At 66.3% G+C, this 13,520-nt stretch carries 12 protein-coding genes; 4 read left to right on the plus strand and 8 right to left on the minus strand.

Annotated elements, in window-relative coordinates; all coding sequences use genetic code 11:
• Positions 1-9: 9 nt before the first annotated feature.
• The 6 genes from OG874_RS24455 to OG874_RS24480 form a co-directional block, all read right to left on the minus strand.
• Entirely contained in the window at positions 10-903 is an 894-nt protein-coding gene (locus tag OG874_RS24455) for a Cgl0159 family (beta/alpha)8-fold protein (protein WP_330249471.1), read from the minus strand.
• Entirely contained in the window at positions 894-1,832 is a 939-nt protein-coding gene (gene iolC, locus OG874_RS24460; RefSeq protein ID WP_330249472.1) for a 5-dehydro-2-deoxygluconokinase, read from the minus strand. The genes OG874_RS24455 and iolC overlap by 10 nt, the downstream gene beginning before the upstream one ends.
• 150 nt (positions 1,833-1,982) lie before the next feature.
• Entirely contained in the window at positions 1,983-2,816 is an 834-nt protein-coding gene (locus OG874_RS24465) for an ATP-binding cassette domain-containing protein (protein ID WP_330249473.1), read from the minus strand.
• Positions 2,813-3,865 carry an ABC transporter permease gene (locus OG874_RS24470; RefSeq protein ID WP_330249474.1) on the minus strand — a complete coding sequence of 351 codons (1,053 nt, stop codon included), beginning with the start codon at positions 3,863-3,865 and terminating at the stop codon, positions 2,813-2,815. Before OG874_RS24470 ends, OG874_RS24465 begins: the two co-directional genes overlap by 4 nt.
• Positions 3,866-3,878: 13 nt before the next feature.
• Positions 3,879-4,877 (minus strand): substrate-binding domain-containing protein, encoded by a 999-nt coding sequence (locus OG874_RS24475; protein ID WP_330249475.1) that lies wholly within the window; start codon positions 4,875-4,877, stop codon positions 3,879-3,881.
• A gap of 19 nt (positions 4,878-4,896) precedes the next feature.
• Complete coding sequence (locus OG874_RS24480; protein ID WP_330249476.1) at positions 4,897-5,805, minus strand: TIM barrel protein; 909 nt, start codon at positions 5,803-5,805, stop codon at positions 4,897-4,899.
• Positions 5,806-6,063: 258 nt separating this feature from the next.
• Here OG874_RS24480 and OG874_RS24485 point away from each other — a divergent pair, with 258 nt between their 5' ends.
• Positions 6,064-7,068 (plus strand): LacI family DNA-binding transcriptional regulator, encoded by a 1,005-nt coding sequence (locus OG874_RS24485; RefSeq protein WP_330249477.1) that lies wholly within the window; start codon positions 6,064-6,066, stop codon positions 7,066-7,068.
• Between the two features lie 214 nt (positions 7,069-7,282).
• The gene (locus OG874_RS24490) at positions 7,283-8,302 is read left to right on the plus strand and encodes a Gfo/Idh/MocA family protein (protein WP_330249478.1); all 1,020 of its coding nucleotides are present in this window, start codon (positions 7,283-7,285) and stop codon (positions 8,300-8,302) included.
• A gap of 144 nt (positions 8,303-8,446) precedes the next feature.
• On the opposite strand, the gene OG874_RS24495 is transcribed toward OG874_RS24490, so the two are convergent.
• On the minus strand, positions 8,447-8,620 hold the full coding sequence (locus OG874_RS24495; protein WP_330249479.1) for a transposase: 174 nt from the start codon (positions 8,618-8,620) through the stop codon (positions 8,447-8,449).
• A 390-nt stretch (positions 8,621-9,010) separates the two neighbouring features.
• Between OG874_RS24495 and OG874_RS24500 the strand changes: the two genes are divergently transcribed.
• Entirely contained in the window at positions 9,011-12,463 is a 3,453-nt protein-coding gene (locus OG874_RS24500; protein WP_330249480.1) for a protein kinase domain-containing protein, read from the plus strand.
• Positions 12,464-12,631: 168 nt separating this feature from the next.
• Here the strand turns inward: OG874_RS24500 and OG874_RS24505 are convergent, their stop codons facing one another.
• On the minus strand, positions 12,632-13,054 hold the full coding sequence (locus OG874_RS24505; RefSeq protein ID WP_330249481.1) for a hypothetical protein: 423 nt from the start codon (positions 13,052-13,054) through the stop codon (positions 12,632-12,634).
• A 103-nt stretch (positions 13,055-13,157) separates the two neighbouring features.
• Between OG874_RS24505 and OG874_RS24510 the strand changes: the two genes are divergently transcribed.
• On the plus strand, positions 13,158-13,448 hold the full coding sequence (locus tag OG874_RS24510; protein ID WP_330249482.1) for a hypothetical protein: 291 nt from the start codon (positions 13,158-13,160) through the stop codon (positions 13,446-13,448).
• The last annotated feature ends 72 nt before the right edge of the window (positions 13,449-13,520 follow it).

Below are 13,520 nucleotides of genomic sequence, written 5' to 3' on the forward strand. Positions count from 1 at the left end.
GATGCAGATTCATTTGGCTGCTCGCAGGATGTGGGCAGCGGCGTCGACCGCGGCCGCGACGTCGCCGTCGGGTGGGTAGAGCAGGGACCGGCCGACCACCAGCCCGCGCACTACATCGTGGGTCAGCGCGCCGCCCCAGGACGCGAGATCGGCGGCCGGGTCGTTCGACGGCGCACCGCCGAGCACGACGACCGGCAGGGTGGTCGCGTCCAGTACGGAAATGTCCTGTGGCGCAGGCATTTTCAGCCAGGTGTAGGCCGAGGTGACGCCGAGTCCCGAGGCCACGGTGATCGCTCTCGACAGTGCCGGTGCGTCCCGGCTCATGACGAGAGCGCCGCTGTGATCGCGACTGTAGGGCAACGGTTCGACCATCGCCATGAGGCCGTGGGCCGCCAATTCGGAGACAGCCTGGGCGCAGGCGTGCAGGGTCGGGATGGTGCCAGCGTCCGCATCATCGAGCCGCAGCAGCATTTTGCCGCCGTCGAGACGGAATCGCACCAGTGCGTCGGCGTCGTATCCGGTGAAGCGGTCGTCGATTTCCCATTCGGCGCCGGCCAAACCGCCGCGGTTCATCGAACCGATGACGATCTTGTCGTCCAGTGCGTCGAGCAACAGCAGTTCCTCGACCACATCGGGCGATCCGAGCACGCCGTCGACCGCCGGATGGTCCAATGCGGTGAGCAGCCGCTCCAGCAGCGTGCGACGATCCGCCATCGCGGTCAGGTCCGAGCCGACGCCGAGGGCACCGCGCGCCGGATGGTCCGCGGCGATCAGGAACAGGGTTTCCTTGTTGGACAACAGACTCGGGCGCCGGACCCGCTTGGCGTAGGCCCGTTCGACCGCGGTGGGATCGGTGGCGCGCTGTCGCAACAGCTCGCGCCAGCGTTCGTCGGTCAGATACACAGCACCTCCTCGATTTCGGCATTGGTCGGCATCGCGTCGGCACAGGCCAGCCGCGAAGCCACCAGCGCACCAGCGGCATTGGCGTAGGTGGCGATCCGCTGTGGATCCCAGGCCGCGAGCAGACCGTGGATCAGCGCACCACCGAACCCGTCGCCCGCGCCGAGACCGCACACCACCTCGACCCGGCAGGGCGGCACCGACCAGCGGCCGGATTCGGTGGCGATCAGCACTCCCTCGGCACCGCGCTTGATCACCGCAAGGCGCACGCCGCGGGCCAGCAGTCGGTCGGCGGCTTCGTCCGGCTCGGCGGTACCGACCGCGATACGCACCTCGGTGCGGTTGCCCACCACGACATTCACGTGATCGAGCATCCAGCCGATCTCGGCGTGGGCGGTGGCTTCATCCGGCCAGAACATCGGCCGGTAATCCAGGTCGAGCACGGTATGGCCACGACGGCCACGGCGTTCGAGGATCGTGCGCTGGGTGGAGCGAGCGGGTTCCGCGCTGACGCCGGTACCGGTGACCCACAGCAGCGGCACCGAATCCACCACATCCCAGGGGATCTCGTCCTCGGTGAGGGTGAGATCCGGCGCGATGGGCGCGCGGTAGAACAGCAGCGGTGGATCGGCGGGTGGGTTGAGTTCGCAGAAGACCACCGGCGTCAGCAGATCCGGGTTGGTCGTGACGTAGCCGGCCGAGACGCCGAAGTCCGCCAGCGCGGATCGCACGTAGTCGCCGAACCCGTCCGGGCCGACCTTGGTCAGCACGGCGGCGCGCCGACCCAAGCGCGCCGCCGCCACGGCGACGTTGGTCGCCGTGCCGCCCAGGAACTTCGCGAAGGTCTCGACCTCGGCCAAGCCGACGCCGCTCTGCTGTGGATACAGATCGACGCCGACGCGCCCGACCGTGAGGACCTCGAGTCCGGTCACAGCTCCACCTCGCTGGCGCTCGGCTCCGCTGCGACCGTTGGTGCTGTGTTTATGGTTCCCTCGCTGCGCTCGGTCACAGCTCCACCTCGCTGGCGCTCGGCTCCGCTGCGACCGTTGGTGCTGTGTTTATGGTTCCCTCGCTGCGCTCGGTCACGGTGTGACCACCCGTTGTAATTCGTGCTGCAGTGCGTCGAGTTCGGCGCCACCGGCCATTTGCCGGGTCAGCTCCGGCAGGTCGATCTCGGACTTCTCGTAGGAGCCGAGCATCGCGCCGCGTTTGAGCAGCAGGAAGCGGTCGCCGACCGGGAAGGCGTGGTGCGGGTTGTGGGTGATCAGAATGACCCCGAGTCCGCGATCCCGGGCCTGCACAACGTACTTCAGCACGACACCGGCCTGTTTCACGCCGAGTGCGGCGGTTGGTTCGTCCAGGATGAGTACCTTGGCGCCGTAGTGCACGGCCCTGGCGATCGCGACGCACTGGCGCTGGCCGCCGGAGAGCGTGCCGACCGGCTGTTCCATGTCGCGGATCTCGATTCCCATGTCCGCCAACGCCTGTCGCGCGATATCGCGGCCCTTGCGGCGGTCGAGCAGTCGCAGCGGTCCGTAGCCGACGGTCGGCTCCGAGCCGAGCACGAAGTTGCGCCAGACGCTCATCAGCGGCACCACCGCGAGGTCCTGGTACACGGTCGCGATACCGTGGTCCAGAGCCTCTCGGGGCGAGGACAATCGGACCGATTCACCGTCGAGTTTCAGCTCACCTCGGTCGTGCTGGTGCACACCGGCGAGGATCTTGATGAGCGTCGACTTGCCCGCGCCGTTGTCGCCGAGGATGCAGGTGACCTGTCCCGCGTTCACCACGGTCGAGACGTCGCGCAGCGCGACGACACCGCCGTAGCTCTTGCCGATATCGATCGCTTCGATCAGTGGCCCACCCGTCTCCCGGCCACCACCCCCCATGGAATCGCTGCGCGATACTGCGTTCATCGGCGTACCCTTTCGGCTCGCTTCTTGAAAACGTTGTTGACCAACACCGCCGCCAGCAGCAGCACCCCGAGGAACAGCATGAACCAGTCGCTGTCCCATCCGGCGAAGACGATGCCCTGACGCGCCATGCCGAAGATCAGCGCACCGATCGCGGCGCCGACCGCCGAACCGAACCCGCCGGTCAGCAGGCAGCCGCCGACCACGGCCGCGATGATGTAGTGCAGCTCCAGCCCGACACCCTGATTCGCCTGCACGCTGGAGAACCGCAGGATGCTGCAGGATCCGACGACCCAGCCCGCGAACGCGGTGGTCATGAAGAGCAGGATCTTGGTCCCATTCGCGGGCACGCCGACGGCCCGCGCGCTGGGCAGTGCGCCGCCCACCGCGAAGATCCAGTTGCCGAACTTGGTGCGCACCAGGACAAGTGCCGCGATCGCGGTGAGTACGACCCACCAGACGACCGATGCCTGCAGGTGGGTGTCACCGATATTCAATGTCGACGCGAAGACCCATCCGGCCGAGTTGTAGCCGTCGGCGCTCCGAATGCCCGACACCTGAACGGTTCCGGTGATCCAGCGGGTCACGCCGAGGTTCAGGCCCTGCAGCGCGAGAAACGTGCCGAGGGTGACGATGAAGCTCGGTAGGCCCGTGCGCATCACCAGCCACCCGTTGAACGCACCGACGATCAGCGCGAAGATCAGCGAAACCAGCAGTGCCAGCCAGACATTCCAGCCCGCGTGCACCGCGAGCAAGGCGGTGACCAGCGCGGTAGAGGCGGTCATGACACCGGCCGACAGATCGAATTCACCCCCGATCATCAACAGCGCCACCGCGACCGCCATGATGCCCAGCGTGGACGAATCGTCCAGCCAGGTCGCGACGCCGAGCGGGCTGAGGAACCGGTCGGTAATGATCGAGAAGAATACGAAAACCAGTGCGGCGCCGAGTAATGCGCCGATCTCCGGTCGCACGACCAACCGCTGGAACAGCGACGGACCCTCCGGCGGAGTGCTCGGAGATAACTCGGAAGGTTTTGTGGCAACAGTCATTTCATCCACTTCCTCAGCGCATGCCCAGTGCCACGCGGGCGGCGACGGCTTCGACATTGTTCTTGTCGACGAAGGCGGGGCCCGTCTGCACCGGTGCGCCACCACCGACCGAGTTCAGGTTCGTCCGATACAGCTGCAGCATGACGACCGGCAGGTAGCCCTGCTCGTACTGCTGCTGGTCCACGGCGAACAGCAGTTTGCCCGCCCGAATGGCCTCGACCACATCGGTATTCAGGTCGAAGGTCGCGACCGTCGCGGCGGACCGCGACTCCTTCACTCCGTCCACCGCGCGGGCGGCGACCTGTGAATTCAGCGTCAGCACCGCGTCGATGGACCGGTCCGCCTCCAGTGCGCCCTTGATGCGGGACTGAGCGTCGGTGGGGTTGTTGATGTCCACCTGCAGTGTGGTCCCGTTGCCGAAGGCCTTGGTCGCGCCGTCACACCGTTGATTGGCGCCGATATTGCCCGCCTCGTGGATCACGCAGAGCAGCTTCTTGCGGCCCGCGTCGGCGAGGCGTTTACCCGCGGCCTGCCCGGCCAGCGTCTCGCTTTGTCCCACATGACCGATCGCGCCGAACTCAGCGCTCTCGCTCTCGCCCGAATTGATGGTGACCACGGGAATGCCTGCGGCGACGGCCTTTTCGATCGAAGGCCGCAGCGCCTCCGGGTTGGCCATCGATACGACCAGTCCGTCCACACCTTGTGCGACGGCGTTATCGATGAGTTTGGCCTGCTGGCCCGGGTCACCGGAGGAGTTGTATTCGACACGGACGCCGAGATCCTTGCCTGCCGCCTCCGCGCCGTTCTTCACGACATTCCAGAAGGCGTCACCCGGGCTGCCGTGCGTCACCACCGCGACGGAGCCCAATTTGCCTTGGGCGACCGGGGATTGGGTCGGCGCGGGCGCATCTTGCCCCGGCCCGCTACACGCGGCGAGGATGGTGGCCGCGGCCAGCCACGGCGTCAGGCGGCGCGATCGCCGCCACCACGCCGTGTGTTTTTCGACTGACATCGTCGTCATCACTTCCCAACTAGATTCGAGCCCAATGGGATCGGGCGTCGCCGAGCGCGGAGCCGATGGCCGCGAGATATGCCAGGCTGCGTGCGGTGTCCCGGCTCGGCAGCTCCGCCGAGTCGTCCGGGCGCACCGCGGTGTCCTGTTCGATGACATACCAGCCGCGGTAACCGGCGGCGCGGACGCTTCGTACCAGTGCGTCGATGTCGACATCACCCTCGCCCAGCGGGACGTAGATGCCCCTGCGGACGGCGTCGCTGTATTCGATTGCGCCGCTGCGGACTTGGTCGGCGATGACGTTGCGGACATCCTTGAGGTGGATGTGTCCGATCCGGTCCGGGCGGCGCTGGGCCAGGCGCACCGGATCGCTGCCGCCGATGAGCAGGTGGCCGGTGTCGAGGCACAGGTCGAGGTCGGAATCGGCGAGAAAGCGGTCTACTTCGGCTTCGCTCTCGATGTAGGTGCCGACGTGTGGGTGCAGTACGGTGCGCAGTCCGTGTTCGGCGGCGACATCCCGGATGGTGGCGGCGGTTTCGATGAGGGTCTGCCACTCTTTGTCGGAAAGCTCTGGGCGCGTGTCGTATCCGTCGAGTCCGGTCGCGGCCGCGAGGACGATCATTTGGGCGCCGGTCGCGGCGAACAGCGCGGCGTTCGTCCGGGCCGCCTCGATCGCCTGCTCAGGATCGCGGTGCAGCGCGAGGGCGAGGAAGCCACCGACCGCGGTGATGCCGAAACCGTTCAGCAGGGCACGTAGTTCGACCGGGTCCTGCGGTAGGTAGCCCGGTGGGCCCAGCTCCATCGCGGAGATGCCGAGGGCGACCATCTCGGTCAAGACGGTTCGAGCGTCGAGCACATGCCCCCAACCGGGGACCTCGCAGACTCCCCAGGAGATTGGTGCGGCCGCGATACGAAGTGGTTCGGGCATCAGACTCTCCGACCTTCGGTGTCGATCGACGTGTTGCGCTCTGAACTGTTGGAGCGCTCCAACTATGTAACGTGGGTCATAGTGTGTCAAGTACTGCACAGGTGCCAGTCCTACTTGCTCTACCTGGGAAGATAGCCAGGTTCTCAGCAAAACCCCAGGCCTCGCAATGTGAAAATTGTCTAGTTAGAGCGCTCTATTGATAAGGGCGCGGCAACCTTGTAACGTCCGACAGGGCACCGAAGCGCGAACGGAGGCGATATGACACGACCAACCATGGAAGATGTCGCCGCGCGCGCCGGAGTCTCCCGCGCCCTGGTCTCGCTCGTCATGCGCAACTCCCCCAAGGTCAGCGAACATCGCCGCCGCGCGGTGCTGGCGGCCGCGAAAGACCTCGGCTACCAACCGCACATCATGGCGCGCTCGTTGGCGAGCCGCACCTCGAACATCGTCGGAGTCATGGTCTCCGACCTGCACAATGCCTTCTTCGCCGACGTTGTGGAGGGTATGGACGCGGCGGCGCAGGATGCCGGCCTCGAGCTGATCCTGAACACCGGCCGGCGCAGCGCTGCCCGGGAACGCACCGCATTGGAGAGTCTGCTGTCTTTCCGGCCGGGTGGGGTCATCATGCTGTCGCCGGTGTTGCCTGCGGCGGCGATTCGCGATGCCGCGGCGAAGTGCCCGCTGGTTCTCGTCTCGCGGAGTTCGACCATCGCCGACGTCGACACGGTGAACGACGATGGTGAAATCGGCGCGGGACTCGCCGTCGACCATCTGGTGTCATTGGGTCACCGACGCATCGTGCATCTCGACGGCGGTGGCGCTTTTACCTCGGCATCGCGGCGCCGCGGCTATCGCGACGCGATGAAGCGGCACGAGCTCGAGCCGATGATCATCGCGAGTGAACACACCGACTCGGCGGGTATCGCCGCCGTGCAAAAGTTGCTGAATCTGTTCTCCCGGAACAATTTTCCGACCGCGTTGGTGTGCGGCAACGACTTCAACGCGGTGGGCGCGATGTCGGCTCTGGAGGAGGCGGGATTGCGTGTGCCACAGGATGTTTCCGTCGTCGGTTACGACAACACGTCACTGGCGGCGCTTCGTCATTTCGCGCTGACCACCATCGATCAGCCACGAATTCAGATGGGCCGCTTGGCGATCGAGGCATTGTCCGAACGCCTTCGCGAAGAACGCACCGAGCCGGTTCGTCGCCGACTACAACCTTCGCTGGTCGTCCGCTCCACGACGGCCGCGCCCACCAATTGAATTGGTCTGGTTCGGCTGGATGCGCCCGGCCGGGCAGACCACGCGAAATACCCGCCAGGACGCTCGATCGGGCCAGTAGGCGCACCGGAACCATCTGCACTGCCCGACAGAAGCGGATCCGAACACCACGTTCCACCCGATCTACATGAGAGCCCAGCGAACGCCGGCCTCCAACCACAAGTGCACATCCCATACCTCACCAGGAGGAGAGTCGATGACATCCGATAAAACCGTCACCTTGGGCCTGGCAGGCACCGGACGGATCGGGACCTCACACGCCGAAACCCTCAAGAACCTCCCCGGCGTCGACACGGTCATCGCCGCCGACGCCGACCCCGAACGAGCCCGCGCCGCAGCCGCAAAACTCGGCGTCCAAGCCGTCCCCGACCTCGACACCCTCTTCGCCGCCGACCTCGACGGCATCATCATCGCCACCGCCACCGACTCCCACCCCGAACTCATCACCCGCGCCGTAGACCAAGGCATCCCGGTCTTCTGCGAAAAGCCGGTAGCCACCGACATCGAAGGCACCCTCGCCGTCATCCGGCACGTTCAAAACTCCAGTGTCCCAGTGCAAATCGGCTTCCAACGCCGCTTCGACGCCGGCTACCGAGCCGCCCGCGATGCCATCGCCTCCGGCACCCTCGGCTGGCTACACACCCTCCGCGCCACCACCCTCGACCCCACACCCCCACCCGCGGACTACATCCCCCACTCCGGCGGCATCTTCCGCGACTGCGGCGTCCACGACTTCGACATCATCCGCTGGGTCACCGGGCGCGAGGTGGTCGAGGTCTACGCCACCGGGGCCAATCGCGGTGAGCAGTTCTTCGCCGACGCGAGCGATGTGGATACCGCCGCGGTGTTGCTGCGTCTGGATGACGATACGTTGGTAACGGTTTCGCTCGGGCGCTACAACGGTGCGGGCTACGACGTCCGGCTGGAAGTTCTCGGCTCGCGCGGCAATGCGATCGTCGGGTTGGACGACCGCGCTCCCTTGAGTTCCGTCGAACCCGACTATGTCCCTTCACCTCTCCCCCCGTACCCGGGATTCATGGAACGGTTCCGGCGGGCGTACACCGACGAGTTGGCGGCGTTCCTATCGGTCCTTTCGGGCGATCTCGAAAACCCATGCACCGCAATGGATGCCCTCGAAGCGTTCTACATCGCCGAGGCCTGTGAGTTGTCACGCACCGAGCGCCGCCCGGTTTCAGTGGCCGAAGTCCGGCGCTGATCCCTTCGTTGCGTCGGGCCGCGCACCTGCGGCCCGACGCTTCGTTACCCTCCAGCGTCGGTGAGCTGCTCGCGCCGCCGCTGCCGATCGACAGCTCGGCGTTCTCGCGCCGCAGCCACAGCAACTCCTCGCATTCGGACTCGCTCAACTTCTCGCCGCCGACGCGGTCGACGCGGTCACGGGCCCCCAGTTCGCGAGGGTCCCGTCGTTGATGCCCAGTTCACGGGCCGCCTGCGCGATCGAGCGCCCGGTCTCGCGCACGATCCGCACCGCTCCCTCACGGAACTCCGGATCGAACTTACGTCCCTTCTCCGCCATCTGGCCTTTCCTCTATGGTCAGGCCTCCACGATATGAGGGGAATCGCACATGCGCCGTCCGCAGGTTTCGTGGAGCAGCAACCCTTTGTATGGGTAGGGGTGCTGACGGCGGGTGGTAGTCCTACCTGTCGACTGGGGGCCTCGCGCAGCGAGCTGTAGTTGTGTCCGCTCGAAGGTGTCCTTGCTGATCAGTGCATCGTGAGCGGGTTGTCGGAATGGACCTATTCGCGTTGGGGCCGTCGCTGCGGCTTATGATCGAGTTGTCGGAGCCAGCTGGTTTCGCCTCGAGAGGTGAGTACATGAGTCGCTCATGGTGCGGTCGGGGTGGCGGGGCGGAGCAGACACGCGAATTTTCCGGGAAGTCCGCGCCAGTGATCGGGCGAGCGGTCGGTGTCCGAGGGTAATGCCCAGGGGACGCGACGCGACCTGACGTTCGGCATCGCGGCGGAACTGGTTGCGGCCGGGTTCGCCGACGCCCAGGAGATCGGCCGCGGCGCATTCGGCATCGTGTACCAGTGCGCCGAGTCCGCACTCGATCGTGCCGTGGCGGTCAAGGTTCTCGACTCCGCGGTCGACGATCAGGACCGGACCCGCTTCCTGCGCGAACAACGTGCGCTGGCGAAGTTCTCGACCCACCCGAACATCGTGCAGGTGCTGACGACCGATACCACCGTAACCGGACGGCCGTTCATCGTAATGCCCCTCCACCGCCGAGGTTCACTCGAAGCACGGATTCGCGCCGACGGACCATTGCCCTGGCAGGAGGTGCTGTCCGTGGGAGTGAAGCTGGCCGGCGCGCTGGCGACCGCGCACGCCTGCGGCGTCATCCATCGCGACGTCAATCCCGCCAATGTCCTGATCACCGACTACGGTGAACCGCAGCTGGCGGACTTCGGTATCGCCCGCGTCGGCGGCGCATTCGAGACAGCGACCGGCCTCATCGCGGGGACCCCGGCCTACACGGCTCCGGAGGTGGTACGCGGCGAACCTCCAACGGTCTCCTCGGATATCTACGGGCTGGGCGCGACGCTGTTCACGATTCTCACAGGCCACGCCGCGTTCGAGCGCAGGGCGGGTGAGTCGATGGTGGCGCAGTTCGTGCGCATGACGGCAGAACCCGTCCCCGACCTGCGATCCGCCGGTGTACCGGCGATGGTGTGCACCGTCCTCGAAGCCGCGATGGCCACCGACCCCGCCGACCGGCCGGCCACTGCCCAGGATTTCGGCGAGCGGTTGCGCACCGTGCAGTTCTCCTGCGGGCTGCCGCTGGACACGATGGCCGCCCCGGCGCAAGACGGATCCGTCGAAACCATGTCCGCCGTCGGCGGACAACCGATCCCGCCGACAACGACAACTGCTGCGACCGCGTTGCACCCGCAACCGACGCCGACGACCCGATACCGTCCGCCGACGACGCTGCGCCGACTGGTCGATCGCCCGCGATTGCTGGAGACCCTGCAGGAGGGACAATCCAGCCGGCTGGTCCTCATTCACGGCCCGGCCGGTTTCGGCAAGAGCACCCTGGCCGCGCAGTGGGCGCACGCCCTCGACGCGGATGGCGTCCGCGTCGCCTGGTTGGCGATCGCGGAGGACGACAACAATGTCGTGTGGTTCCTGAGCCACTTGGTGGAGGCGATTCGGCAGGCTCGTCCCGCACTGGCGATCGAACTGACGCAGATTCTCGAGGAGGGTTCCAGCCCTGCGGCGCCGCAGGTGATGGCGGCCCTGATCAACGAGATCCATGACAGCGGGCAGCCTGTTGCCGTCGTGATCGACGACTGGCACCAAGTGACCAGTCCGGCGACCCTCGCCGCGATGGAGTTCCTGCTCGACAACGGGTGCCATCACCTGCGATTGATCGTCACCAGCCGCACTCGCACCGGTCTGCCGTTGGGGCGCATGAGCGTTCAGGACGAACTGGTGGAAATCGACGAGAGCGCACTGCGCTTCGATTCCGGGGAAACGGCGGACTTCCTGGTCGGTGTCAAGAGACTGCACCTTTCCGACGCGGACCTCGACCGACTGCGGGAGTCGACGGAGGGCTGGGTGGCGGCGCTCCAGCTCGCCTCACTGTCGCTGCGTGGCAAGGAGAATCCCGAGGAGTACCTGGACCAGATCTCGGGACAGCACTATGCCATCGGCGAATACTTGATGGAAAACGTTGTCGGCGCGCTCGAACCCACGATGCTCGACTTCGTAACTCGGACTGCGGTCACCGACACGATCTGCGGAGATCTCGCTCAGACGCTGACCGGAGTGCAGTCAGGGCAGGAACGGCTCGAGGAGGTGCGGCGCCGAGACCTGTTCCTGCGCAGCGTCGATGACGAACTGCGGTGGTTCCGCTATCACGGGCTCTTCGCGGACTTCTTGCGCCGCAAACTGATCCAGCAGCATCCTGGCCTGCTCGAACAGCTCCACCTGACCGCGTCGACCTGGTTCGCCAGGCACGAAATGCTCACCGAAGCCGTGGATCACGCACTCGCGGCCGGCGCCGCCCAGCAGGCGAAACAACTGGTGCAAGAATGCGCCGACACGCTGATCGAAGATTCCCGCATGGCCACCTTCCTAGGGCTGGTGGCGAAACTGCCCGCCGCGATCACGGTTGCCGATCCACGGCTGCAACTGTCGGTCGCCTGGGCCAACATCTCACTCCAGCGCCCCACCGCCACCCGAACCGCGCTGGATCGCGTGGACGCGGCACTGGCAACCGCCGCCCCGGACGATCCCGTGAACGCAGACCTGCGCATCCAGGCTGATGTGGCGCGAGCCGCAGAACACCTCGTGACGGATCGGTTCAAGGATTTCCCGGATGCCGCCGCGGCGCGGCTGCAGCAGCCCGTTCGACCGTTCTTCGCCAACGTCGCGGCCACCACCGCGGCCGCGGCCGCATTTTATCGTTTCGACTTCGCCGGTGCCCGCCGCTGGCACGCATGGGCCGCACCCTACCGGACCCGCGCCAACGGCCCGGCCGGCGTGGTATACGGCGCCTGCATTGCCGGGAAAGCCGCCGCCGAACAGCTCGACATCGCCGAAGCCGAGGCGATCTTCCGCTCCGCGCTCACCCTCGCCCGCAATACCAGCAGCCGGTCCCACGCGACCCGGCTGGCCAGCGGCCTACTCGGCGAATTGCTCTACCAGAAAGGGCAATGCATCGAAGCCGCCGAGCTGCTGGCACCCGGTCCCGGCGTCGAGGCCGGCGCCATGGAATTCCTGGTTGCCGCCTACGGAACCGGTGCCAGGCTGGCAGCAGTGCGCGGCGACCTCGATGCCGCGCGACAACGGTTGGACGAGGGACAAACGGTCGCAGAGAAACTCGCCCTGCCACGGCTGAGCGCCCGCATTTTGAACGAGCGGGTACAACTGGGTCTGCCGATCACCGATGAGGACCGACACACGCTCGAGCACCTACCCGCGTACCGCCGGCAACCAAACCACACACTCGCGGTCACAGCCGAGCTCACCTACGACTCCGCCATTCGCCTCCTACTCTCCCAACAGTCACCGGACGCGGCCGCGCACGCAGTCGCCGACGCCGAACGGATCGTTGCCGAAATCCATACACAACCTCGCCCCCGCGCTCTATTGCAGGCTCAATTGCTGTACGGCGGATGCCTTTGCGCCGCCGGACGAACCGATCAGGCGATTGCCTGCCTGGCTCCGGCACTTTCTCGGTGTGCCGAACTCGGTCTCGTCCGAGTGGCCGTGGACAGCGGACCCGCGATCGCGCCGGTCGTGGAGACCCTGCTCGATGCCCCGGAGGGGCCCGGTCGGCCACCCAGGCCCTTCCTGCGACAGGTCCTGAACGAGATCGATGAGATCGGCGGACGGAGGTATCACGAATGAACAAGCGGTGTCGCGCCATCGGCGCCGAATGGGACCACGACGTCCTCGTCGTCACCGAAGTATCGGTTGCGACCGAGCCCTAGGTCAGAAGCCACTGCCGCCGCGCGTGCCGCAAATGGCCGGACACACCACTCGGCGAGTGCGCGAAATGGAAACTGGCCAAACGCATTACACAAGCCGAGCGGTGGACGGCCGCCGCCTCGACCCGGCACGCCGCACCGCGACCACCTGATTCGAATCCTCGTACACGATCTCCCCCGGCGAACCGGAATCCAACCGCACCCACCCCACGCCATGCGCGTCAAGAATCGCGAGATACCCCTCCACCCGCCCGATCATCCCCACAGCCGCCGCCTTGAACCACGACGCGGCCCCCGGATGAACCGCACGGTCGTAGATCCCAGGGTCCACCTCACTCGGATCAACAAGATTCGCGTTGTACCAATCATTGTTGACTCGCCGAAACCGCTCCTGCTCCCCCGTCAGCACCCCCGCCCGCGCCAACCCATTGACCAGCCCGAACACCCCCGGATACCGCCCATGCCGGTTCGGGCTCGCAGCCTCGAACCGCACAAACCGACGCTCGCTCACGAACCCGTTGTACCGCAAAAGATGTCACACCCTGCTGCAACACTTCTTGTAGTCAGCGCGACCACCCGCTGACCTCTAGAAGCCGACATCCTCGGGGGACCTCATGCTATTCGCCGCCCTCACCACCATCTCGATCCTCTGCATCACCGCCGCAGTCACCGCCCTGACCGCATCCATAGCCACCGACTCCCTCGCTACCAAAGCCACCCAATCCGCCAAGTCCTGCTTCATCGGCGACAACCTCCCCACCGACGCCTACTTCACCGCCCGCTCCCGCTCCACCCGCCTCTCCCAAATCTCCACCCGCCTAATGACTTCCGGCATCCTCCTGCTACTACTAGGAGCAGCCACCCTCGCCCTGGCCGCCTGCCGGCACAAACACGCCAACAGCTAGGACCGTCTACGAACGTTCGGTCCCGCCGGATGGGATGCCAGGTGGCAACCACGCCTGGTCTCCGGGCGGGAG

This window comes from Nocardia sp. NBC_00565 (assembly GCF_036345915.1).
In the GTDB taxonomy this organism is placed as follows: Bacteria; Actinomycetota; Actinomycetes; order Mycobacteriales; family Mycobacteriaceae; genus Nocardia.